The sequence below is a fragment of the Leptolyngbya sp. UWPOB_LEPTO1 genome (genome assembly GCF_017302695.1).
Classification (GTDB): domain Bacteria; phylum Cyanobacteriota; class Cyanobacteriia; order Leptolyngbyales; family Leptolyngbyaceae; genus Leptolyngbya; species Leptolyngbya boryana.
In genome coordinates this window covers 83,341-108,305 of sequence record NZ_JAFLCJ010000016.1, presented here as the reverse complement: position 1 = coordinate 108,305, position 24,965 = coordinate 83,341, and the positions used below count along the sequence as shown (strand labels likewise).

The window sequence follows — 24,965 nt, the reverse complement described above, 5'->3', positions numbered from 1 at the left end:
TTTCTGTCTATCTGTGATCCAACAAAGCAGCACGGGGACTGTATCTTGGTAAACGTACTGTAACAGTTGCTCCTTGCCCAATGCCAGGGCTTTCTATCGTAACCGTGCCGTGATGTAATTCAACGAGATTTTTGACGATCGCTAGTCCCAAGCCTAAACCATCTTTCGACCCCATATTCTGCTGACCTTGCTTAAAGCGCTCAAAAATTTGCGGCAAGATCTCAGACGCAATGCCCTTTCCCGTATCCTGAACTTGCAGCATCACTTCAGACTCGATCGCAGATAGAGAAATCTCGACTCGTCCCCCCGCAGGTGTGAATTTAATTGCATTTGTCATCAAGTTAACGACAATCTGCTGAAGACGATGAAAGTCCCCTGCAATGTGTGGTACAGCAGCGAAGTGCATTTCGATCTGAATCGGCTTAGCCTCGGTCATGGGGCGAACGACATCTAAAGCCGATTCAATCACTTCGATCAAATTCACAGCCGCAATTTGCAGATGCAATGTTCCTCGAACCATGCGAGAAATATCGAGCAAATCTTCGACGAGTTGCACTTGTGCTTGAGTATTGCGCCAGATTGTATCAAGCGCTTTTGCCATTGTTGCTTCATCGAGCTTGCGAGTTTGTAAAAGCTTTGCCCAGCCTGCGATCGAGTTAAGAGGCGATCTCAGTTCGTGCGCGACGACAGCGACAAACTCATCTTTACTCCGATTCGCTGCTTCAGCTTCTTCTCGTGCGGCTTGTGCTTCTGTGAGCAATCGAGTTCGATCTGCCTCAATCTGCTTGAGGTCATGAATATCGGTTGCTGTTCCAAACCATTTGATGATTTTCCCCTGAGCATTTTTCAACGGTGTCGCTTGATGCAAATGCCAGCGATAAATGCCGTCTACTCGTTGTATCCGCCCTTCGGCTTGATAAGAGTTGCCTTCTTGCTGTGCCTGTTGCCAGGCTTGAGTGAGAATAGGAACATCTTCAGGATGAACGATTTGCTGCCAGCCATCGGTTTGAGCTTGCTGTAGCGTCAATCCAGTGAACTCCGTCCAGCGTTGATTCACATCGAGCATTACGCCCTCCGCAGTTGCAATCCAAACTAACTGCGGAATCAGACCGGATAGATACCGATAGCGTTCTTCACTTTGGCGTAGCGTTTCTTCGACTTGTTGGCGTTCGGCTTGGTGCTGTTTCGCTTGAGTCACATCGATCGCTGCCAAAATTGCATAATCTGGGCGAGGCGTTTGACCCGAACGATCGAAGAAGATTTGTTTTCGCACACTTAGCCAACGCACCGCGCCATCTCGCCCCCGAATCCGATATTCATGAGCAAACCAACCAGCTCCAGCGGGATGCATCGCTTGTGCAATCAGGCGAGCCAGTTCATCGCGATCGTCAGGATGAACGTTTGCGTGAAAGCGATCGCGGGTGACGGTTAAATCTGTAATTTCAATTCCATAGAGAACTGCCGCTTCGGGAGAAAGCGTGACTGTATTCGAGACATAATCAAATCGAGCCAAGGCAACGCCCGCGACTTTGATACCGAGTTGTAATTGTTGCTCTGATTCTTGAAGCTGGTGCTGATGATATTTGAGATCGTTTTCGTACCGCAGTTGCTCAGATTCCGCCTGTTGCAGTTGTAATCGTAATCGAGCACTCTCGATCGCGCTTCGTATCGTCAACTGCAAGAGTTCTGGTGTGAGATAATGTTTTACTAGGTAATCTTCTGCTCCTCGCTTCATCGCTTGTACTGCAAGTCTTTCATCTCCTCCATCTGTAATCATCACCATCGGTGGGCTTCCATCCTTACTCTGCGCGTGCAGTGCTTGAATCATCTCAAGACCATTCCCATCGGGTAGCACATACTCTAAGAGAATCACATCGATCGCTTGGGTTCGACATATTTCTAATGCCTCTATGATCGATTCAGCTTCCAACAAGCGATAGGCGTACTCCGAATCCGACATCAAATACTGCCGATATCTCTCTCGATCCGGCAGGCAATCTCCAATGAGAAGAAGCGTTTGAGTAGAACAGGTCATACGATCGATAAAGATTGACAATGCGACGATAATCTGGGTTATCAATGCTACTCAGGCTCAGAGTGATGCGTTGAGTTAGGACTGATTGTATTCACACAAACTCTCTAGAGAATGACCACTCCTCTTAACGATGAGAATACTCCTGAAGGGAGAGAAGTGAGAAATGTCAAAGGAATGTTCAAAAGATTGGTTTGAGAAGTAATAGAGTTTATCCGTCATTTTTGATTTTTGAAAGCCCAAACACATTTGTATCGCATCAGCGCGAAGTTCTATCGTAGGAATGAAGGCGATTTGACGACAACCTCTACGCTGTGAATAGGCTAATTTTTAGTTAAAATTTTCCGATCTAAACATAAGGGAACAATTATGCATAAACCATTTCAGTGGGGTTGGCTCAGTAGCGCGATCGTATGGATTGGACTGCTATGGCTCAGCTTCCCAGCACAAGCAGCTCCCTTCGGAAATTTAGATGACAACTTTGTGATGAATGCTGTCGATCGCGCGGAGAATGCGGTCGTGCAGGTCAATGTCTCTCGAACTTTAGGGGGTGAAGTTCCCACAGCATTACGTCCATTTTTAGGAAATCCGCAAGCAGCGCCAGGTCGGGTATTGCGCGGGTTAGGTTCGGGATTTGTGATCAACAAAGTCGGGCAAATCCTTACCAATGCCCATGTTGTAGATAGCGCAGATACAGTCACCGTAACATTTCAAGATGGGCGTGTTTTAGAAGGCAAAGTGCTCGGAAAAGACCCCGTCACAGATGTTGCTGTGATTAAAGTAGAAACTGATAATTTGCCCACAGTGACATTAGGTGATTCGGATCAAGTTCGGCAAGGACAGTGGGCGATCGCGATTGGGAATCCGCTCGGGCTGCAAGAAACCGTGACCGTCGGTGTGATTAGTGGAACAGAGCGATCGAGTGTCGATATTGGCGTTCCAGATAAACGTGTCGGCTTTTTGCAAACAGATGCAGCCATCAATCCGGGTAATTCTGGCGGCCCATTGCTCAATGCTCAAGGTGAAGTGATTGGCATCAATACAGCTATCATTCAGGGCACACAAGGATTAGGCTTTGCTATCCCAATTAACACAGCCAAAACAATTGCAGAACAATTAATCGCAACAGGAGCAGCAACGCATCCTTACATCGGAGTGCAATTAGTCGCGCTAGATCCGAATGTCAAGAACTATGTCAATCAGTTACCGAATAGCCGTCTAAAAGTTGAGCAAGATCAAGGGATCTTAGTCGTGCAAGTTGGTCAAGGAACACCTGCTGCAAAAGCTGGACTCCGTGCCGGAGACGTGATTGAAATGATTAACGATCAGCCTGTTCAACAAGTCAAAATGATTCAACAACAGGTCGATGAAGCCGGAATTCATGGCAGATTAAATGTCCAAGTCAGACGAAAAGATCGCACCGTTGCGATCGCGATCTCACCTGAACAAATGCCAACGATGGAACCTCGGTAATCGGTTTTATCGCAGTCCTCAAAGGGTTGCAAGTTGGGAGAATGGGGGCAACAGAAGTTTGCTGTTAAATTCTTCATATTCAGTAATAATTGGTTCATAATAGAAGAACTTCGCTCCCGTTCTTTTTTCTTGCTTACCATAAGCTAGGAGTTCCGTTGTGAGTCTGAAACCGCTGATGAAACCTGGTGGTGCGCGCGTGGTGTTGATTGGGTCTGCGATCGCACTCGCTTTAACTGGCTTTGGCATTTTCTCTTATTCAATTTTTCGTCCCACATCGCAATCGTCTGCTAGCCCATCCCAGCAAGAACAATCCTCTCAACCCGATGCAGTCAGCGCACTAGGACGATTAGAACCAGAAGGCGGTGTGATTAAAGTTTCGGCTCCGAGTGCGTCTGCTGCGGGCGGATTTGGCGGATCGCGAATTGAACGAGTTTTAGTCAAAGAAGGCGCAAACGTTAAAGCAAATCAGCCCTTAGCTGTTCTCGATACTTACCAATCGCTGTTAGCCACTGCCATGCAGGCAGAAGCACAAGTCAAAGAAGCTGAATCGAGATTGGCACAAGTGCAAGCCGGAGCAAAACGAGGCGATATCAACGCTCAACGGGCAACTGTACTGCGCGCACAGGCAGAATTGCCGAAAGCAGAAGCAGAGTATGCGCGAGTCGATGCAGAATTTCAGAAAGCAAAGTGGGATTACGATCGCTTTTCGACACTCTTCAAAGAAGGAGCCGTGAACGAATCAGAGGTGAGAAATCGTAAGCTGGCTCTGGACACCACAGAAAAACAGCGACAACAAGCTTCCGCAGCGGTCGCACAAGCACAGCTTGAGTTTGAAGGGGCAAAGCAAACGTTAGAAAGTGTTGCCGAAGTGCGCCCAACCGATGTACAGCAAGCAGCAGCAGGCGTACAGGTTGCGATGGCAAACTTTCAGCGAGCAAAAGCAGATTTAGATAAAGCGATCGTCCGTGCGCCTGCTGAAGGTCAAGTCTTGAAAATTCATAGCGATCCAGGCGAAGTTGTTGGAAATGAAGGAGTCATGGATCTCGGTCGCACCAATCAGATGTATGTTGTTGCTGAAATCGATGAGAATTTTATCCGTCGAGTAAAACCGGGACAACGTGCGAAAATCACAGGGTTTGCTTTTCCGGGAGAACTCACCGGAACCGTCGATCGCGTTGGCTTACAAGTGCGTAAGAACGAAGTTTTGAACACTGATCCGGTCGATAAAACCGATACGCGAGTCGTAGAAGTCAAAATTCGCCTAGACAACAGTGAACCCGTTGCAGGATTGACGAACTTGCAAGTGAAAGTTGTGATCGAACCATAGGGGGAGCGGTTAATGTTTGCAATTCCTCTAGCTTGGTTACAACTTAAGCGCGAGAAAATTCGGTTGCTTGTTGCATTAGCTGGAATTGGCTTTGCCGTCATTCTGATGTTTCTGCAATTGGGATTTCAGGATGCCTTATTTGATAGCGCTGTCACACTACATCAGAACATTGAAGGCGATATTTTCTTGGTCAGTCCACAATCGACTTCCTTGATTGCCATGAAAAGCTTTCCAGAGCGGCGGCTCTATCAGTCGTTAGGCTTTGCCGGAGTGAAGTCGATTAGTCCGATTTACATTGGGTTTGGAATTTGGAAGAATCCGTATTGGCAGGGTCTACCGACCCCTCAGACGCGCAGTATTTTGGTGCTTGGAACGAATCCAGGAGATACGTTATTTTCAGTTCCAGGCGTAGAAGAGAATCGATCGAAGATTCGTCTGACTGATGTCGTGCTATTTGATAGTGCGTCTCGTCCTGAGTTTGGGCCGATTCCAGAAAAACTTCAGGCGCTCAGCCCATCTGATCCACCGATTCGGACTGAAGTTGAAAGTCGGCAGATTGAGATTGGAGGCTTATTTCGACTGGGGGCTTCCTTTGGCGCAGATGGCAACTTAATGACAAGCGATCTCACTTTCCATCGCATTTTTCCGAGCCGTGATCCGAGACAGATTGATATCGGGGTAATTAAGCTCGAACCAGGAGCAGACTTGTATGCAAGTTTAGAACGGTTCAAGAATTTACCAGGAGAACGCCGAATTGACCCGAAAAAACAAGACAATCGCGAGGATTTTGTCATTGGTGATGTGCGTGTGATGTCGAAAGCAGCATTTATCGCTTTTGAGATGAACTACTGGAAAGACAGTACTGCGATCGGGTTTATTTTTACCTTGGGAACTGCGATCGGATTTATTGTCGGAACAGTGATTGTTTACCAAATTCTCTATACGGATGTCGCAGATCATTTAGCTGAATATGCCACGCTCAAAGCAATGGGCTATAAGAATCGCTATCTGTTATCTGTTGTGTTTCAAGAAGCAATCATCTTATCAGTCATGGGATATATCCCTGGCTATGTTCTCTGCATTGGCTTATACCATTTAACTCGCAATGCAACTTCATTACCGCTCGCGATGACGCTCTCAAGAGGAATCTTTGTCTTGTGTCTGACCATCTTAATGTGTGTGATCTCTGGCGCGATCGCGGTTCGTAAAGTCCAACAAGCTGATCCGGCTGACATTTTTTAACCTGATATTTTCCAACTATGGCAAGCGATTCCATCATCAAGATTCAAAACGTCAATCACTACTATGGTTCTGGACGATTACGGAAGCAGGTTTTATTTGATGTCACAGCCTCGATCGAGCCTGGCGAAGTCGTGATTATGACCGGGCCATCTGGTTCTGGAAAGACAACGCTTCTCACTTTAATTGGAGCATTACGATCGACTCAAGAAGGCAGTATGCAAGTCTTAGGAGAAGAATTGAGAGATGCACCTGAAAGTAAACTGGTTGAGCTACGGCGCAACATTGGCTATATCTTTCAAGCCCACAATTTGCTGAATTCTTTGACCGCTCGACAGAATGTCCAGATGTCGATCGAGCTTCATACGGATATTCCAAAAGTCAAAGCCTATTCGATGGCAGAGTCGATGTTAGCGGCAGTTGGACTTGGAGAGTGGATCAATCAATATCCTCATGAGCTTTCGGGAGGACAAAAGCAAAGAGTTGCGATCGCTAGAGCTTTAGTGTGTAATCCAAAAATTGTTCTAGCAGACGAACCCACTGCGGCACTCGATAAAAAATCAGGTCGAGATGTCGTCGAGATTATGCAAAATCTAGCAAAGCAGCAGGGCGCAGCAATTTTGCTAGTGACGCATGATAACCGCATTTTGGATATTGCCGATCGCATTATCAATATGGAAGATGGCCAGCTTTCCTCGATCTCAGTTGCGCCAGTCTGACTGCCCTAAAAATTGTCCAGCGCTCAAAGATAAATTTAAGGATTTCGTCGGTTTTGCTACGATACTTCGCCAGAATCTGAAGTAAACATAATGAAAATGCTATCGTAGTCTCAATTCGATATAAAGCGCTTGTTCTTACAAAATGCCGATAAATCCTCCCCTTAATCATCGCCAGCAGCAAGTTCTCTGGGCAACGGTCAGGCATTACATTGCCACTGCCGAACCTGTTGGATCAGGCGCATTAGTCAAAGAGTTTAATCTCAGCGTCAGTTCTGCGACAATTCGCAATGCGATGGGACACCTGGAAAAAGTTGGGCTATTGTTTCAGCCGCATACTTCAGCAGGTCGTGTTCCCTCAGATTCAGGCTATCGAATTTATGTAGATCAATTGATTCAGCCCTCGCCAGGCATCTCGGTGCAATTAGAGCAGATGTTGAGCGATCGCTTAAATTGGGACAAATGGAGCTTTGAGTCTGTTTTAAAAGGGGCAGCACAAATTCTATCCACGCTGAGTGGATACATCGCGATCGTCACGATGCCGATGACGCATACGACGCAACTCCGCCATTTACAACTGGTTCCCATTGATGCAAGTCGCGTCATGCTGATTGTAGTCACCGACACGTATGAAACCCAGTCTGTCTTGATGGAACTGCCGCCGTCCGAAGACGATCCAGAAGTCATCGATCGCGAACTCAAAATTCTCTCGAACTTTTTGTCTGAGCAATTGCGCGGTCGCTCTTTGACCGAGTTACAAACCTTAGACTGGGGTGAGTTGGGGCGAGAGTTCGATCGCTATAGCTCTTTACTCACGTCTGTTCTGACAGATTTACTCAATCGTCTCGCTCAATCGGCGCTGCCCTCTCAATTGATGATTAGCGGAGTGGCTGAAGTATTGCGTCAGCCCGAATTCTCAGAACTCAACCAAGTGCAAATGATCCTGCATCTATTGGAGGAAGAACAGGATCAGCTTGTGCCTTTGATTTTTGATCAACCGGATTCAGAAGGTCGGCGCGTCTCGATCCGAATTGGTTCTGAAAATCCACTTGAACCGATCCGTGCTTGTTCGCTGATTTCATCGACTTACAATCGCGGCACGGTTCCAGTCGGAAGTATCGGTGTTTTGGGGCCAACTCGAATGCTGTATGAAGATACGATCGCCTTGGTTGAGGCGACCGCTGACTATCTTTCGGATAGACTCAGTTAACATTTTCTTCAGAGGTTTGGGCATATGAGAACACAGCGAGTTTCAGACATGACGATCGAAGAACTTAAAACATTCGTGACTCAAATTGTGGATGAAAAACTGCATCGCGCCCCGGAAGACGATCGTACTATAGAAGAAGTTTTGGCAGCAATGGATCAGATCCGCTGGACTCCGCCACCCGATGCAAAAACGACTTCAGAGATGATTCGTGAGGATCGAGATCAATAATGTCTGCTTACGTCGTCGATGCTAGTGTTTTGATTCAGTATGCAATCACACAAGAATACACACCAGCAGTAAGAGTTTTGATTGCGCGGATGTATCAGGGAGATCGTCTATATGTGCCTGAGTTTTGTCTTCTAGAGTGTACAAACGTGATTTGGAAGGCTGTTCGGTTTAATGATCTAGCACCCTCGATCGCATCTCAAATTATCACAGAGTTACAACGTTTACCATTGCAAATCGAGCCAGTCATCTCGCTATTGCCCAATGCACTGCAAATTGGATTAACGTATCAACTTGCAATTTATGACTCGCTCTACATCGCGCTTGCTGAGCAATTAGATCTTCCCCTCATTTCGCTAGATGAGCGTCAGGTGAGAGCTGCAGCTGCAAAGGGGCTTACAATTCAACCCCTTGCAGATTTCTCGTCCATCTAAGAAAAATGGATAGCGCAAATATATAAGCACAGTTCAGTAGAAAGATTTGACACAATCGAAAATCGATCAGAAATCTTGAACTCTAAAACTCCACATTCTGAGGTGTGCGCGGGAATGGAATCACATCGCGAATGTTTGCCATTCCGGTCATAAATTGCACCAATCGCTCAAATCCCAATCCAAACCCGGCATGGGGAACAGTTCCATACCGACGCAGATCTAGATACCACCAGTAGGTTGCTGGATCTAAGCCTTGCTGAACAATCCGCCGTTCCAACACATCCAACCGTTCTTCGCGCTGCGATCCGCCGATGATTTCGCCGATCTTCGGCGCGAGAATGTCCATCGCTCGAACGGTCTTGCCGTCATCACTCAGCCGCATGTAGAACGCTTTAATCTCAGTCGGATAATCGGTGACGATCGTTGGCTTTTTAAACAAATCCTCTGCTAAATAGCGCTCATGCTCGGATTGCAGATCTAAGCCCCATTCAACCGGATACTCAAATTTCTTGTCGGCTTTTTCTAGAAGCTCGATCGCTTTGGTGTAAGTAATCCGCTCAAACTGATTATTGATAATATTTTCAGCCGTTGACAACACTGACTGATCAATCAGCTTATTGAAAAACTCCATATCTTCAGGGCAATGTTCCATCACATAGCTGAAGATGTATTTCAAAAAGGCTTCGGCTAAATCCATATCTCCGTCGAGATCGCAGAATGCCATCTCAGGTTCAACCATCCAGAATTCTGCTAAGTGCCGTGAAGTATTCGAGTTTTCTGCCCGGAAGGTGGGTCCAAATGTATAGACATTGCTGAATGCCATTGCCATGATCTCAGCTTCGAGTTGCCCACTGACTGTCAAATAAGCAGGCTTACCAAAGAAATCTTGGCTGTAATCAATCTCTTTCTGGTCATTCAGCGGAGGCTGTTTCAGATTCAAGCTCGTCACAGCGAACATTTCACCTGCACCTTCACAGTCACTCGCCGTAATCACAGGGGTGTGAACCCACAAAAATCCGCGTTCTTGGAAAAATTGATGAATGGCAGTCGCACAAGCATTCCGCACCCGGAAGACAGCACCTAACGTGTTGGTGCGCGATCGTAAATGTCCAATCTCTCTTAAAAACTCAAACGAATGCCGCTTCTTCTGCAACGGATAAGTTTCAGGATCAGCCTCGCCATAGACTTTGACCGACTCAGCTTTTAATTCAATCCGCTGACCTTTGCCAGGAGACGGAACCAGCACGCCCGACACTTCCACCGAAGCTCCGGTACTGATCCGTTTGAGACTTGCCTCATAATCGGGCACGTCTTGATTAATCACAACTTGCAGCCCAGCCATTGAAGAGCCATCATTCACTTCAATAAATGAGAAACCTTTTTGCTCACGCTTTGTTCTCACCCAACCTTGAATCGTTACAGTTTCGTCAGGTTGACCAGCGCGGAGAAGTTCTGCAATACGTCGAGTCATAAATCACTTGGGGCTAGACAAACTAGAAGGAGTCGAAGAAGAATTTGGCGTTGGATTTTTCAGAGTTACGAAGGCAAGCGACCAACCGATCGCAATTCCCAGTCCTCCGAATCGCACCGCCAACCAGAATATTTCTGTCAAGCCAGACCACGAAAACAATCGGCTTTCCAGATTTAATTCTAGTTCTTCTAATTGTTGCTCAATTTCCCGTAATTCGGTTTTCAATTTTGCCGATTCTTTCTGAGTTTCTAGCTCAGCTTTTCGCTGTTGATCTTGCTGAACTTGAGCATAGCGATCTTTGAGGGCATTGAGCGATCGCTCAACATTTTCCAAATTTTGCTCAAAATTGGTTTCTTCTGATTCTGATTGCGAAGCCGACATGCGCCAAAATAAAGGAAGAACGCTTCATTTTACTCACATCTCATCATGTCAGAAACTCTTTCTTCTCCAGCCGCTCTCTCTGAAGCAACCACCCTCGAACTGGCTCAAGCCCTAGTCGAACGCCTAAGCATTAATAATCAAGATTGGCATCGCCTCAAATCAAATCGCAAAGCCAGAGCGCTCGAACAATCAGCAGTTGCATTAGTCTACCTGCTCAAAGAAAATCCAGAAGAAGCCCTCCCTCGCTTGCAGCAAGCAGTCGGCTGGCTCGATCGTTCGATTTCTGCACCGCCTTGTCCTTCTCATGGAAATCGGCATTAGTGCAACTCAGGCACGATCGCATTTCCGCTTTCTTGATCAAACAAATGAATTTTGTCGATCGGCAACGCTAGCCGTAGCGCTTCACCCAGTTTTACCGCTCGATTAGGCGTAATTCGGACTTGCATCGTGTCAGAGTTGTCTGCCAAGCGCACCGATAAAACAGTTTCGTGCCCCAATGCTTCGATCAGATCGACTGCAACTAAAAGGGTCTGATCGGTGGAGTCACTCAAACTGAGATGCTCAGGACGAATGCCAAGCGAGATCATTTGCGCGTCATAGCGATTTAGCACAGATGCCCACTGCTCCGGCAAAGTCAGTTGAAATAACGCATGATGCAGCGTGAGGGGGGCGCGAACTTGCACGGGAATAAAGTTCATTGGCGGAGAACCAATGAATTCAGCTACAAAGCGATTGGCGGGAGTGTTGTAAAGTTCCAGCGGGGTTGCCAGTTGTTGAATTTGTCCGGCATTCATGACAGCAATGCGATCGCCCATCGTCATCGCTTCAGTTTGATCGTGCGTGACGTAAATTGTCGTTGTGCCTAGCTGTCGCTGGAGTTTGACAATCTGAGCGCGGGTTTCGGCTCTCAGTTTTGCATCTAAGTTTGAGAGCGGTTCATCCATCAAAAAGACTTGCGGATTTCTTGCCATCGCACGACCCAGGGCAACTCGCTGTTTTTGTCCGCCTGAGAGTTGTTTCGGCAGACGATTCAGTAACGGCTCAATCTGTAACATCCGAGCCACGAGTTTAACGCGTTCTTGGACGGCTTGTTCTCGATCGCTGACATAGCGCATTCCGCTCGGTAATTTGCGCGTCACACCGACTGCAAGATTCTCTGTCCATTTCGATCGCTTGCCATCGAGCTTCGTGCGACGCAATCCAAACGCGAGGTTGTCATAAACGCTCATATGCGGATAAAGCGCGTAATTTTGAAACACCATCGCGATGTCACGCTCTTTGGGAGGCAAATCGTTGACAATGCGATCGCCGACACGGATCTGTCCGGCGGTCAGTTCTTCGAGTCCTGCAATCAGTCTCAGTAACGTGCTTTTGCCACAGCCCGATGGCCCGACGAGCACCATAAACTCGCCGTCTTCGATGCGGAGATTAATCGATCTCAAGACCGCATTTTTTTCGCTCTGATCGCCCTTCTGATAGGACTTATAGATGTTTTCGAGAACAACTTGAGCCACGATCGTTTGCCCTAATTTCGTAGATGCAAGTGTAGCGTATTCCAGAGAGCGAGAAAGTTACAAAATCAAATATAGCTCTGCTCATGTCATGAGGAGTAAGAGGAGGTTTGAAACGTATCGTTCATCGCATTCACCCGCCCCGGAATGGAATTCCAGGGCTAACAGTGCGAAGTCCTTAAAAGGACTGCATCGCTCAAACCTCTGTGTAGTCCAGTTTAGTGGACTTCGTTTTACTAGCCCTGGAATTCCATTCCGGGGCGGGAGGACAGCGTGAGCGAAGAGTCTTTTTATACTTTTAAAGCGTCCTCTCAGCGTTGAGCAAAGTTATACATCACTTACATTTCAATTTCATCGAATTAATCTGAAATTGAATCGTTGAAATCCGATGTTTTCCAGATAACTCCTGCGCTCCAAACAGATAGCCTTCCTCTTTCAACTCATCCACCGTTCGCCAAAAAATTTGATTATTTCGAGAAGAATTACTTCCGAACAAATCCAAATTCTTAAACAAATACTGCTTAGAAATTGAAATGAATTGTCCATCTGTGAGCGTGTCCCATTTCATGCGGCTCGCCAGATAGATCAGAAGCTTTGTTTTATAGTCGCATTTTGCATTACTTCCAAGTCGCTGAGTAATGTCAAACTGGTTTGGAAATAAGACACAATCTCCGTTTCTTGTGCCATCAAAAAATTCCAAAGAGATCGTGTAAGAATCAGCCAATTCATACGTATAATCAGCTGCTTTTGTAATATCAAAGTCTCTAGGAGCATGATCCACCTCGTAATCTTTAATTCTCAGAATGCTTTTAATCATGACTTTTGCGCCACGATTCAGACTTGTCTTCTTGAAAGATTGAGCTAATACCAATTCAGTTCGATGCAGCGCAACCAAATCGCGATTTAACTGCGATCGCAATTTCGATGCAAACCCGCCATCTTTCGTCCGCGTATATCCCAAAATCTCCAATAAATCGTTCGATCGAAATTTAACTGTCCCGTTATTTCCCTGCTCGGCTGCCAATTTATAAAGGTAAAGAATGATCGAGATTTGGCGTGGATTTAGGAATGTCATCAACGCCATGAACATTCTTTGAATTCGGCGATCGTGGATTTTTTCTAATCCATTACTCACGCCTTTATTCACACAAGCTGACCAATCCAGATTGGCATATTCCGCTTTGATGTCTGCTAATTCTTCATCCGACAAATTCTCTAAAGGAACGCGCCGAATCACCGAAAACTCGCTGTCATCTTGAGCATCCTCCTCGACCCGCATTTCCAAATAATAGCCATCGACATCCGATCGCAAAATTGGTAATCGCACATCTGGATTTCGCACAGATGCCCCTGCTCTAGGCAAGACCATCAAAAGTTGACTATCGACTGGAAAGGCTGCTTCTAGTTGTTTCATCGCTCGTGAGAATGAGAACCCCACATATAGTGCCTCACCCTCTGAATTTTGTCTAGTGGTAAAACGCTATATCTGGCGTCTTACCGACCAATGATCCACGACGACCCCCACCAGTAGTAGTGTTTTTGCGGAGTCCTATAACACCTGCGTCTGATTTCGCGCGCCGCCTCTGCAACTCCCGCGTCCAAAATCCGACCCCCGAACCCCAAAATTCTACCGCTTCAATTCTACGCGATCTCCCCGAATTTCAAACCTCTCCACTCCCCACTTCCCACTCCCTATCTCCCTAACTCCCCCGTACATTCTCTCTATAACTCCCCCGTCCTTCTGATCCACCCCCTCTTGAGCGGATCAAAAATCGGTGTTAATCTCTTCCTCACGTCAGCGATGTCTACCACCATCCAACTGACCGACCTTGTTTGTCTGGAGTTAAGAAAAAAGATTGTGCGATTCGAGTGTCTACCACCACTCCGCCAAGCTTTGATTCTCTAAAAAAACACAAAAGCAAAACCCCCAAAGCCTTCCTACCACAGTCAGCTTAAGGGGTTGATAACCTTGTTTGCCCAAAAAAGATTGGGCTGATTTCTATGTCTGAACATCGTATCATGTGCAGTCGTTCTGCGCTACTTTTCCGTGCATTTTGTTTGAACCCGTTCGCAACTCAGGAGCAAAACTGATGGTGACTTACCTCAGAGTTGCTCCTTCAGGAGCAGCGGCACAGTTGGCTGGCGACCTTCATCCGGATCATGAACAGGAATGGTTAGCAAGCGGAGTCGATCGAGAAATTATTCGCCGCAATGTGCGATCGCTCGAAGATACCGAATGCAATCCCTTTACTCGTGAAGCAGAATACCCGATCGCGGAATTGCTGAATTGGCGGGTGACTCGGTTTGGTAAACAGACACGCGCTTCGATGCGCGGCTGGTGGGTGAGTGGAGTTGATCCGCTCAATCATTGGCAGCGAATGGATTGGGGACGGTTTAAGCCAGACGCGGATACACCAGTTCTCGACCAGAAAAAGGGCAAACCTGCAAAATATCTCAGTCCAAGTTTGGGCAAAGGCTCTAGCCGATTAGTTCTGCTCGATGTTCCGCCACAGATTTGGCAGAACATTTCACAGCGGTTTAATGTGCCGATCGCAGATTCGACGAATTTCTGGGAATGGGTTTGGCAAAATAATTTACCGATCGTGCTCACAGAAGGTGAGAAGAAAGCAGGATGTGTGTTGACACTAGGTTATCCCGCGATCGCATTACCTGGAATTTTTAGTGGCTATCGCCGGGAAACTCGGCAGCTCATTGCAGAACTCGCATACTTTGCTAGCAAAGAGCGGTCTGTTCACATCTGTTTTGACTACGAAACGAAACCCAAAACATTACAAAATATTTTTCTTGCAACTTCTCGACTAGGACAACTTTTAACCAATGCTGGCTGTCAAGTTAAAGTTATTACACTGCCAGGCGCTGAAAAAGGCGTTGATGATTTCGTTGTCGCTCGTGGTGCTGATGCATTTACAAACTTATATGAATCAGCGATCGAGCTTGAATTCTGGCAAGCATCCAAACTATGGTCATTAACTTATTCTGCTTCGCTAAAATTAAATCAGCCGTTTTTGGGTGATTTGCCTTACCCAGAGTCAGGTTTAGCTTGTATTAAAAGTGCTAAAGGAACGGGCAAAACCACGGCTCTACAAGCGTTAATTAAAAAATCAGTTGGACGAAAAGTTTTAGTCATTACTCACCGAATTCAACTCGGCAAAGCAATTTGTCAAAGTATTGGCATCGATTGGATTGATGATGCTTTGAAATCTGAAAATCAACATAGCTATGGTTTGTGTGTTGATTCATTGCATCCAAATTCGAGAGCGCGGTTTAATCCGGCGGATTGGGAAGGCGCGATCGTCATTCTCGATGAAGTCGAGCAAGTGCTTTGGCACGCTTTGAATAGTGCAACTTGCTATCAACAGCGCGTCAGAATTTTAGAAACACTGCGCGAACTCGTTGCAGTTGTGCTCGAAACGGGTGGATTGTTAATTGCTCAAGATGCAGATTTATCTGACGTGAGTATCGATTACCTGCGAGGCTTAGCTGAAAGTGCGATTCAGCCTTGGGTCGTTGTGAATGAGTGGAAGCCTGAACTTGCTTGGAATGTTTCACTCTACGATACAAAAAATCCTGCACCACTGCTCGATCGCTTAGGCACTGTTCTGCAAGAAGAAGGAGCTGTGTTTGTCTGTCTCGATTCTCAAAAAGTTCGCGGGCGCTGGAGTTCTAGAAACTTAGAAACCTATTTGCGCTTACAATTTCCCCAAAAGCGAGTTCTCCGAATCGATAGCGAAACCGTTTCTGATCCAGATCATGCTGCTTATCACATTGCTGAGCGGATTAACGATGTCGTCGGTGATTACGATGTTGTTTTAGCAACTCCAACGATCGGAACTGGCGTATCGATCGACATTCGCAATCATTTCAAAGCGGTGTTTGGTATTTTCCAAGGGGTTACACCTGATTCTGAGTCGCGTCAGGCTTTAGCAAGAATTCGTGAATCTGTTCCTCGTTATATTTGGGCAGCTCATTTTGGACCGGGAAAAATTGGCAATGGTAGCTGTAACTATCGAGATGTTGCACAATCTTTGACCAAATCAGTTCAGTACAACATTGCATTGCTCAAAGATATTGATTTCGATCTCGATGAGCAAAGTGATCCGATCGCACTTCGGACTTGGGCAAAGATGGCAGCACGAGTCAATGCGTCTCTGTGGCGCTATCGTCGAGAGTTTCGCAACGGTTTACTGCTGGAAGGTCATCAAGTCACAACCGTCACAGATGATTTGGAGAAAATCTTCGGACAGTATAACGATCAAATGTCAGGTGAATTACTCGCTGGAACCTTAAAAGTTCCAGGGTTTGAATATCTCCCAATTCGACATGATGCCCAAGAGTGTGATCGCATTGCTCAAGTCATGTCCGCAATTCGCACACGCAATCAAACCGCAGAAGCGATCGCTGTTTCTGATTCTCCCGAAATTACCGCAGAAGAATACTACGAACTCAAAGAGCAGGCAAATCAAACCGTTCAGAAACGCCATAGTAGACGCAAACACGAACTACAACGCAAGTACAACGTTGAAACGATCACTCCTGAAATCAAACTCAAAGATGATGATGGATGGTATACCCAATTGCGGTTGTATTACTACCTCACTCACAATCCTGAATATGTGCGTTTACACGATATGCAGGAACTTGAAGATCATCTCGAACGCGGTTACGGAAAGATTTCGATTCAGGATGTCAAACTTTTAACCGCGCAAGTTGAAGCACTACGATCGCTGAAAATTCTCGAATTTCTCAAGCCCGAAGAGAAGATTCTCGCAACAGATGACTTAGTGCAATTTGTGGCGAAGACTGCACTAGAGTGCCGTGAAGACATGAAGGCATTGTTTAAGTTCACCGTCACCGAGAAACTTGCGCCGATTGCAATTGTTCAAACCTTGCTTGGCAAAATCGGAGTAAAGCTGACTTGTACAGGTCGAGCCGTTGCACCCGATGGACGACGAGGCGGGTTACGAATTTACAAGTATTTTCCACCCCAAGACGATCGAGATTCGATCCTGGCAGAGTGGGAAAAACGAGACATCGCAATGCTACAAACGTTGATGGAAATCACCGGATGTAATGACTTCTCAGAGGTCGAGGATTGGATTGGGCAGTCAGCCTAGAAGATAGGGAGATAGGGAGAAAATTAGAAATGACTCTTGCTCCCCATCATTCTCAACTTAACGAACCAAGCGTAAACCAACTGTCCTTGGCGAAGAAATTTGAATTTTTCTCATCATCCTTCTGTTCCAGAGTATAGTATGTGTGTATTAACTTATTCTCGTCTTCTATGGACAGCAATCAACTTCTGCAAGCGATTCTTGACGAACTGCGCTCCTCCAAACAAAATTTAGGCTTTAGTCATCCTCCAAAGCCGCGCTATATCTACGCGAATCGCCAATACAGTGATTGTCTGTGGTACTTCTGGAACGGTGCAAAATCTGAACACGAACCGATCGAACATCACGCCCTTACCGGAATCATCGAAAAACTTGAAGTCGAAGAGAAAGAATTTCGCGGCAAACCTGACTATAAAGTGAATTTGCACATGCGTGCCGATCGCGCTTATGTCATCCAATCTGGGTATGACACTCTGTTCGCCCGTGGCCTAGTGTTTATGCTGTCCAAACTTCCGGTCGAAGCCTTTCGGCAACCGATTACGATCGCGGTTGAAGCTGGAGATACAGAACAAGTTCTATTCTGTCGCATCTACAATCCTGTAACCGGACAAGCTGTATTTGCACCTTATCCAGAACAAGTCGATTGGAATGCCACGACCCAACGCGCAATTACAAAAATCCGTGAAGCCCACAGCAAAATTAGTGAAGCAGTCTATAAAAACTAGATGAATTCAATATCGAGTCTTAATAAAGTTTGAGTAATTTCCACAAGGCGCTAAAACCCCCTTGTTAGAATTGCGGGTACTTAACCGATCAGGGAATTCGGCGCAGGCTACCACTTGTTCTTTCGCGTCGCAGTCCTCTTTATGGCTCTTACTTCCAAGAAAATCGTGGGTTCCTCGTTGATTGATTCACCTCGTGCTAAAAAACTTTGTCGGATTGTTGGTCTTGCTTGTCTCATCGCATTTGCAGTCGATTTTTTCGTCATTGTCCTGCCGCCAAATTTTGGGTTATCGCAGTGGCGATTAGGAACGCTTCAGCAAATTGGCGATCGCAGTATTGTGATTTTGTTCGGAGTCGCATTGCTCATGTATGGTGCTGAGCAGCGGAAAAGGTTGCGATCGCTCGCATTATTCTGTTTTACGATCGGCATTCTCTTTTTGCTGTCTTGTGCTGTCGTTGCCCAAGATAGTCTAGCGCTACAGCGACAAGCGAATGAGCGAATCAGTGCCCAAGTTTCACAACTCAATTCTAGAATTCAATCCATTCAAGCCAATCCAGAAGCAGCAGCGAAAGTGACTCCTGGACAACTAGAGCAAGCTGCCCAGCGTATCAGTGCTCAAGCAGAATCTGTGAAACAAACTGCAAATAATAGCATTCTGAAAAGCGGGATTCTCAGTATCGGTAATTTAGCTGTGATTGGGACGGCACTCCTCGTTCTCGGACGATATGGGTTGTACCTCTTTAGAAGCTGAGAATGCGCCGAGAATTCTCTCTCTTCAAATCGAGTCTGCGATCGATTCATAACTGGATTCTGCTCGCTGGTGCAACTTTTGGGTTGGGAGTGTATTTTCCAACCTGGATTTATGGGTGTGCCACAGTCGTGTTGAGCGGAATGCCACACTTAATTCTCAATGTTTTACTCATTGGTCTTGCAGTTCAGCAACTCAGGCGATCGCGCTCCCCTGTGCTGGACATTCCACCTGAAGATCGTTGGCTTGGAAGTAGCTTAATCTTGGGGGCATTAGGGATTTTCTATCTGTACTATCCCGCTCTGACTCCACAATCTCTAAGCTGCATGATCATCTTAATCGGTGGAGTTTTGAGCTATCAGGGCTGGCAATTTCTCCGAAAGCAGTGGTTAGCGATCGCGCTCTTAATCGCAAGCTTGCACCCGAATCTAATCCGAATCGCGCGGCATCTTTGGCATTTCGCTTTTTCTCCCGAAGCCCTATCGAAATGGATGGCTTGGGGGGGAGGTGGACTACTCAAAGCGATCGGACAGCCTGTGTCAGTCGAAGAACAATATGTGGTCTTGCCTGCAGGGGTGGTTGAGGTTGCCCAAGGTTGTGATGGGTTTGAGATGGCATTTGTGATGCTGCTAACAGCAATCATTCTCGGCATTGCATTTCGAGTGCGATCGCGGCAAATGACTGCGTTGATTGTGATCGGCATTACTTTAGCAGTCGTGCTGAATGTGTGCAGAATTGCTGTCATGGTTTTAGCTGCGGTGTATTGGGGCAAAGATGCGTTTGAGTTTTGGCATGGTACGGTGGGGGGACAAATTTTTTCAGGAATTTTGTTCACGATCTATTACTATGCAACTCAACCACTGTTGAATGCTCAAAAATCCCAATCATGCTGAAACAGACTGTTTCAATGTATACGCGCGATCGCGTGCGCTTAGATGCGGATGTGTACTATCCCGATGCAGAGGGAGAGTTTCCGGTTCTATTAATGCGACAACCCTATGGACGCGCAATCGCTTCAACAGTTGTGTATGCTCATCCCAGTTGGTATGCGGCTCAGGGTTACATTGTGGTAATTCAGGATGTACGAGGAGGCGGAACTTCAGAGGGAGAATTTAAGCTATTTGAGCATGAGATCGAAGATGGATTTGATACAGTCAATTGGGCAGCGAATTTGCCTCGGAGTAATGGCAAGGTTGGGATGTATGGATTTTCTTATCAAGGCATGACTCAGTTGTATGCTGCCTTGAATCGTCCAGAACCCCTAAAAACCATTTGTCCGGCAATGTTAGCGCCTAATTTACAGCACGACTGGGCGTATGAGAATGGGGCATTTTGTTTATTCGCGAATCTGGGATGGGCGATTCAATTGGCAGCAGAAACGGCTCGATTGAAAGGCGATGAGGTTGCTTTTCTAGAACTATCTCAAGCAGCAAAAAACATGCCTTTGAGCGATCGCATTCCAGCTTATCCAGATGTGATGCAGAAATATGCACAGTATGATGCTTACTATCAAGATTGGCTCAATTCAGAAGAGGCGTACTGGCAGAAATTGACCCCCGATGTCAGTTTGATCGAGCTACCCATGTTGCATATTGGAGGCTGGTTTGATACTTATATGCGGGGCACATTGCGATCGTATCAAGCTAGCTCTAAAAAGCATCTACAGCATTTAATTGTTGGTGTTTGGGCACATTTGCCTTGGGGGCGGAAAGTTGGCGCGATCGATTATGGAGCCGATGCGATCAGTTTTTGCGATCGCGCTCAGATTCGCTGGTTTGATCACTTTCTCAAAGGAGCAGAGCTAACTGATCCAGCAGTGCAATTGTTTGAGATGGGAAGCAATCAATGGCGATCGTTCTCTGAATTTCCAAAATGTTCAGAAAAATTGCTTTTTCTCAATAGTAGCGGTCTAGCAGGCATGGACGATCGAGAAGGCAAGTTAACGACGCAACAATTAAATTCAGCGATCGATGTGATTGTGCATGATCCCTGGCGACCTGTTCCAGCTTTGGGAGGGCATGTTGCTTATCCTTGTGGATCGTTTGAGCGTAGCGCGATCGATGCGCGGAGCGATGTTTTAACTTACACGACTGATCCACTGGAAACGGATTTGCACATCGCTGGAGAGGTTGTCATTGAGCTTGATGCTAGTTCAGATGCAGAGAGCTTTGATCTGTGTGCAGTGCTATCAGAGGTACAGTCGAATGGCAGTGTGATGAACTTTTCCCAGGGATATTTACGCAGTGAACATTCTGAGCGAACTGCTTATCGAATCGTACTGCAACCGACTTGTATTCGGATTCGTCAAGGTAGTGCCATTCGGTTGAGTCTAAGTGGGGCTTGTTTTCCAGCTTATGCTGTCAATGCTGGAATTGGGAAAAAGCCGAAAGATGCAAGAGCGATCGAGTTTCAGATCATCACGATCGAGCTTTATTCAGGAGAATCTTCTCAGATCCGTTTGCCGATTCTGCCTGAATAAATTGAGTCTCATCCTTTGAATCGCTGAATCAAATGATCTCCTACTCGCAACGCATTTGCAATGACAGTAAGACCTGGGCTAACGCTGGAGCTAGACGGGAAGAAACTACTATCGACTACGTACAGATTATTAACCTCATGAGCGCGGCAATTCAAATCCAACACAGACTGAGTTGGATCAGACCCAAACCGACAGGTTCCCGCCTGATGAGCCACAACAGAAATGGGCATATCACTGCGGGGATGAGCATTACGGCTAAAGATTGAAGGTCGTGCTGCTTCCACGTTTTTCAAGACATCGATCCAGCGATAAACTAAGCGATCGTGCGCTTCAAAGTTATTCACCTTGTACTCGACACGCAGTTTATCTCCGACAAATCGCACCCGATTGTCTGGATCAGGTAAGTCTTCGGTTTGCAACCACCACCCGATCGAACGGGTTGCTAACTGTCGCAATCCAAAATTAGGTAACAGACTTTTAATCGCAGACAAAATCGGCGGTGCCTCAGAAAAGAGAACATCTCGCAGAATGCCGCCTGAGTTTTGGATATGCCCCATCGGATACGCGAAATCTTTGTCGCCCCAGTAAAAATCATTCACCCCAAGCGTTCTTGGAAATAGCCCAGAGTTCTGTGAAGCCATTAATTGCACAACAACGGATAATTGCTGCTTCATCAAATTACGTCCGACCATGCCGGAGCCATTTGCAATGCCATTCGGATGCTTCTCGTTTGCAGACTTTAAAAGTAATGCAGCAGAGTTAATTGCACCACAAGCGACAACAACAATGTGGCTGAGAAACAGATAGTACTGATCCCCAACTTTCGCCTGCACCCCTTTAATTTCGCTTCCCGATGGATTGGTATGCAGCCAAAGCACTTGCGCCGAAGTCTTCAGCGTCACATTTTCGTATTTCAGAGCAGGAGTGACTCCACTATCTTCGGAATCAGTTCTACCTTGATCGCCCAATCCGAGCGGTAAATAAAAAGGATGCAAGTTTTGCTCAGCAAGCGTTTCGGAAATGCTTTGAATCGGAAAAGGCTCGTGGGCAATTTCTGGAAATGGATAGTCTTCGCGATGAGACGGTTCTGTTGGGTCGTCGCCTGTTTTACCATGCACCTGATAAAGCTTTTCTGCTTCGGTGTAGTAAGGTTCAAAGTCAGCAGCTTTGAGTTCCCACTCAGGAGAAATGCCATTTTGGTGCTGAACTGCTTCAAAATCGCGATCGCGCATTCGCATCAACACACCGTACCAAGTCTTCGTATTTCCCCCAACTCCGTAATTGGTTTGCGGATAAAACGGTTCTCCTGCTTCATCTGTCCAGGATTCAGGCGCATGATATTGCTCGCGTTTGAAGACTTCAAGATCGACTAACTCTGAACTTTCTTTCTCTTGAAAGTCTCCTCGATCGAGAACAAGAATCTTCAGTCCCGTGGGAGCGAGCTTCCGCACTAAGGTTCCGCCACCTGCACCTGTGCCGATAATAATCACATCATAAAGCTGATCATCAATAATCATGGAAATTCCCTCTTATTGCCAAACGTAGATCAGAATGAACAGCACAATCCAAATGACATCGACAAAGTGCCAAAACAGCGAGGTTGCTTCGACTCCAAACGAGCCATTGTCATAGTTACCGGGAATAAACGATCGACCGAGCATGAGCGTCTGTAACAACAGCCCGGTCAACACATGAAGTCCGTGAAATCCAGTCAGCAAGTAAAACGTGCCGCCAAACAAACCATCGGTCAGCCCAAACGATAAGCTACTCCATTCCACAGCTTGTCCATACAGAAAGTAGCCGCCCATTGCCATCGTTGCGATCAAAAATAGGCGAAAGCCCCACAGTTTTTTATCATGCAAGTATCGCTCAGCCACATAGATGACAAAGCTACTCGACACCAGCACGATCGTGTTAATTCGAGGAGCATCTACCTCTAACCCTGTGACTCCCGGCGGATACCAATCTAAAGTCTGGGTTTTGTAAATAATGTAGCCCGCAAAAAAGCTAAGAAAAATTACGCTTTCCGACAGTAAGAACACAATAAAGCCGAATTTACTATTTCCCGCTTCATCGTGTTCTTGATGCGATCGCACTTGAGCTTCAACATCTTGGGCAATGGCTCTTTCTGTCATAGCCTTACTCCTGTTCTGTAGAAGATTCAACCAAACCCGGCATCGGATTGATTGAATCTGGATTTGGATTGTTGGCGACTAAAGGTTCAGTCCTACCATAGCCATAAGGTCCTGCAATCACGATCGGGGTTTCTTCAAAGTTCTCAACTGCTGGAGGCGAAGTCGTCAACCACTCTAACCCGTAAGCTCTCCAAGGATTGTCCCCCGCTTTTTCACCCCGAATCCACCCACTGACCATATTGAGAATAAACGGCACAACAGACACACCGAGTAAAAAGCTGCCCAAGCTTGCAATCACATTCCAGTAAGCAAACTCTAGATCATAGGAAGCCACTCGACGCGGCATTCCCATAAATCCAAGCGGATGCATTGGAATAAACGTCAGCGCAATTCCGAGATAGGTCAGAACAAAATGTAGTTTGCCTAAGCCTTCGTAGTACATTCGCCCCGTCATCTTCGGGAACCAGTGATAAAACCCAGCATAGATGCCCATGCCAATCGCCCCATACAACACATAATGGAAGTGGCCCACCACAAAGTAAGTATTGTTGAGGTGAATATCTAAAGGCACTGAACCTAAGAAAATGCCCGTAATTCCGGCAAACACCCAGTTACTAATTCCGCCTAGAGCGAATAGCATCGGTGTCGTAAAGCGGATTTTACCTCCCCAAATAGTGGCAACCCAGCCAAACACTTTAATGCCAGAGGGCACAGCAACCAGCATCGTGGTCACCATGAAAAACATGCGCATCCAGCCTGGAGTCGCACTCGCAAACATATGATGCACCCAGACGAATGCGCTGATAACGGTGATCAAAACCGAGGATGCAGCAATCACGCGATAGCCAAACAATGGCTTACGCGCGTGAACCGGCAGCACTTCTGAGAAGATCCCAAACACAGGAAGTACCATCACATACACCGCAGGATGAGAATAGAACCAGAAGAAATGCTGGTACAAAATCGGATTGCCACCACGTTCAGGAGCAAAAAAGCTCGTCCCTACCGTTAGATCCAGCAGCAACATAATTGCGCCGCCTGTCAGTGCCGGGAGTCCATAAAGCTGAATCAATTGCGCAGCTAAAACCGCCCACACAAATGCAGGGGTTTTAAACCAAGTCATTCCGGGAGCACGCATTCTGAAAATCGTCGTCACGAAGTTCACGGCTCCCATAATCGAGGAAACCCCAGAAATCGCAACCGCCAAAAGCCAAAGAAATTGCCCGTTAATCAGATTTCCGGTTGGATTTTGCAAGCTGACGGGCGGATATGCCCACCAACCGGACTGAGACGGTCCTCCCGGAATGAGAAAGCTGACCATCATCAGCACCCCTACGATCGGGATCATCCAAAATGAAACTGCATTCAATCGCGGGAATGCCATATCTCGCGCGCCAATCATCAGAGGCACGAGATAATTTCCTAACCCGACGAGCACTGGAAATGTCCACAAAAACAGCATGACCGAACCATGCATCGTGAACAGTGCATTGTAGACTGTACGATCGACTAAATCTGCTTCTGGGGTAATCAATTCACCCCGCATCACCATTGCGAACAGCCCACCGACTAAGAAAAAGAAGAATGAAGTCGCAATGTACTGAATCCCAATCACTTTGTGATCGGTACTAAACGTAAAAAATCGCTTCCAGTTATCCGGTGCGCCTGGATAAGGTTGTCCACGGACGACTTGGGGAGTGTCGATCGAGATATTTGCCATAATTCAAT

At 46.6% G+C, this 24,965-nt stretch carries 21 protein-coding genes; 13 read left to right on the top strand and 8 right to left on the bottom strand.

What is annotated here, in order from left to right:
• Positions 1–7 precede the first annotated feature (7 nt).
• Positions 8–2,035: a hybrid sensor histidine kinase/response regulator gene (locus J0L70_RS22230; RefSeq protein WP_287455890.1), complete on the bottom strand. Its 2,028-nt coding sequence runs from the start codon at positions 2,033–2,035 to the stop codon at positions 8–10.
• A 366-nt stretch (positions 2,036–2,401) separates the two neighbouring features.
• Between J0L70_RS22230 and J0L70_RS22225 the strand changes: the two genes are divergently transcribed.
• The 7 genes from J0L70_RS22225 (at position 2,402) to J0L70_RS22195 (ending at position 8,656) form a co-directional block, all read left to right on the top strand.
• Positions 2,402–3,505, top strand: coding sequence for a trypsin-like peptidase domain-containing protein (locus tag J0L70_RS22225; protein ID WP_017289286.1), 1,104 nt, complete (start codon positions 2,402–2,404; stop codon positions 3,503–3,505).
• Positions 3,506–3,662: 157 nt separating this feature from the next.
• Complete coding sequence (locus tag J0L70_RS22220) at positions 3,663–4,832, top strand: ABC exporter membrane fusion protein (protein ID WP_287455889.1); 1,170 nt, start codon at positions 3,663–3,665, stop codon at positions 4,830–4,832.
• A gap of 12 nt (positions 4,833–4,844) precedes the next feature.
• On the top strand, positions 4,845–6,074 hold the full coding sequence (gene devC, locus J0L70_RS22215) for an ABC transporter permease DevC (protein ID WP_268181963.1): 1,230 nt from the start codon (positions 4,845–4,847) through the stop codon (positions 6,072–6,074).
• Between the two features lie 17 nt (positions 6,075–6,091).
• Positions 6,092–6,790 carry a DevA family ABC transporter ATP-binding protein gene (locus J0L70_RS22210; protein ID WP_017289283.1) on the top strand — a complete coding sequence of 233 codons (699 nt, stop codon included), beginning with the start codon at positions 6,092–6,094 and terminating at the stop codon, positions 6,788–6,790.
• A 142-nt stretch (positions 6,791–6,932) separates the two neighbouring features.
• Positions 6,933–7,997 carry a heat-inducible transcriptional repressor HrcA gene (gene hrcA, locus J0L70_RS22205; protein ID WP_268181966.1) on the top strand — a complete coding sequence of 355 codons (1,065 nt, stop codon included), beginning with the start codon at positions 6,933–6,935 and terminating at the stop codon, positions 7,995–7,997.
• A gap of 24 nt (positions 7,998–8,021) precedes the next feature.
• Positions 8,022–8,225 carry a hypothetical protein gene (locus J0L70_RS22200; protein ID WP_242044249.1) on the top strand — a complete coding sequence of 68 codons (204 nt, stop codon included), beginning with the start codon at positions 8,022–8,024 and terminating at the stop codon, positions 8,223–8,225.
• Positions 8,225–8,656, top strand: a complete 432-nt coding sequence (locus J0L70_RS22195; RefSeq protein WP_287455888.1) for a type II toxin-antitoxin system VapC family toxin — start codon at positions 8,225–8,227, stop codon at positions 8,654–8,656. Before J0L70_RS22200 ends, J0L70_RS22195 begins: the two co-directional genes overlap by 1 nt.
• 82 nt (positions 8,657–8,738) lie before the next feature.
• Here J0L70_RS22195 and asnS read toward each other — a convergent pair whose 3' ends face one another.
• Together asnS and J0L70_RS22185 are read right to left on the bottom strand one after the other, a co-directional pair.
• Positions 8,739–10,127, bottom strand: coding sequence for an asparagine--tRNA ligase (gene asnS / locus J0L70_RS22190; protein WP_287455887.1), 1,389 nt, complete (start codon positions 10,125–10,127; stop codon positions 8,739–8,741).
• A gap of 3 nt (positions 10,128–10,130) precedes the next feature.
• Positions 10,131–10,508 (bottom strand): sll0565 family protein, encoded by a 378-nt coding sequence (locus tag J0L70_RS22185; protein WP_017289278.1) that lies wholly within the window; start codon positions 10,506–10,508, stop codon positions 10,131–10,133.
• A 45-nt stretch (positions 10,509–10,553) separates the two neighbouring features.
• Between J0L70_RS22185 and J0L70_RS22180 the strand changes: the two genes are divergently transcribed.
• Entirely contained in the window at positions 10,554–10,829 is a 276-nt protein-coding gene (locus J0L70_RS22180; RefSeq protein ID WP_287455886.1) for a DUF6439 family protein, read from the top strand.
• Here J0L70_RS22180 and J0L70_RS22175 read toward each other — a convergent pair.
• On the bottom strand, positions 10,826–12,022 hold the full coding sequence (locus J0L70_RS22175; protein ID WP_287455885.1) for an ABC transporter ATP-binding protein: 1,197 nt from the start codon (positions 12,020–12,022) through the stop codon (positions 10,826–10,828). The genes J0L70_RS22180 and J0L70_RS22175 overlap by 4 nt on opposite strands.
• 331 nt (positions 12,023–12,353) lie before the next feature.
• Entirely contained in the window at positions 12,354–13,433 is a 1,080-nt protein-coding gene (locus tag J0L70_RS22170; protein WP_017289275.1) for a hypothetical protein, read from the bottom strand.
• Positions 13,434–14,109: 676 nt separating this feature from the next.
• On the opposite strand from J0L70_RS22170, the gene J0L70_RS22165 reads away from it, so the two are divergent.
• From J0L70_RS22165 to J0L70_RS22145, 5 genes are all read left to right on the top strand, one after another.
• The gene (locus tag J0L70_RS22165) at positions 14,110–17,154 is read left to right on the top strand and encodes a plasmid replication protein, CyRepA1 family (protein WP_287455884.1); all 3,045 of its coding nucleotides are present in this window, start codon (positions 14,110–14,112) and stop codon (positions 17,152–17,154) included.
• A 167-nt stretch (positions 17,155–17,321) separates the two neighbouring features.
• Entirely contained in the window at positions 17,322–17,876 is a 555-nt protein-coding gene (locus J0L70_RS22160) for a hypothetical protein (protein WP_017289273.1), read from the top strand.
• Between the two features lie 141 nt (positions 17,877–18,017).
• Positions 18,018–18,626, top strand: coding sequence for an HpsJ-like protein, cyanoexosortase C-associated (hpsJ-C, locus tag J0L70_RS22155; protein ID WP_190648176.1), 609 nt, complete (start codon positions 18,018–18,020; stop codon positions 18,624–18,626).
• Positions 18,627–18,628: 2 nt separating this feature from the next.
• The gene (crtC, locus tag J0L70_RS22150; protein ID WP_287455883.1) at positions 18,629–19,516 is read left to right on the top strand and encodes a cyanoexosortase C; all 888 of its coding nucleotides are present in this window, start codon (positions 18,629–18,631) and stop codon (positions 19,514–19,516) included.
• A complete protein-coding gene (locus J0L70_RS22145; protein WP_287455882.1) occupies positions 19,510–21,102 on the top strand; it encodes a CocE/NonD family hydrolase in 1,593 nt (530 codons plus the stop codon). The genes crtC and J0L70_RS22145 overlap by 7 nt, the downstream gene beginning before the upstream one ends.
• Before the next feature lie 8 nt (positions 21,103–21,110).
• Here J0L70_RS22145 and J0L70_RS22140 read toward each other — a convergent pair whose 3' ends face one another.
• From J0L70_RS22140 to J0L70_RS22130, 3 genes are read right to left on the bottom strand one after another with little or no spacing between them, the layout of a single operon-like run.
• Positions 21,111–22,619 (bottom strand): GMC oxidoreductase, encoded by a 1,509-nt coding sequence (locus J0L70_RS22140; RefSeq protein ID WP_190648171.1) that lies wholly within the window; start codon positions 22,617–22,619, stop codon positions 21,111–21,113.
• 12 nt (positions 22,620–22,631) lie between these two features.
• Positions 22,632–23,237, bottom strand: coding sequence for a cytochrome c oxidase subunit 3 (locus J0L70_RS22135; protein WP_287455881.1), 606 nt, complete (start codon positions 23,235–23,237; stop codon positions 22,632–22,634).
• 4 nt (positions 23,238–23,241) lie between these two features.
• Positions 23,242–24,957, bottom strand: a complete 1,716-nt coding sequence (locus J0L70_RS22130) for a cytochrome c oxidase subunit I (protein ID WP_017289267.1) — start codon at positions 24,955–24,957, stop codon at positions 23,242–23,244.
• Positions 24,958–24,965 lie beyond the last annotated feature (8 nt).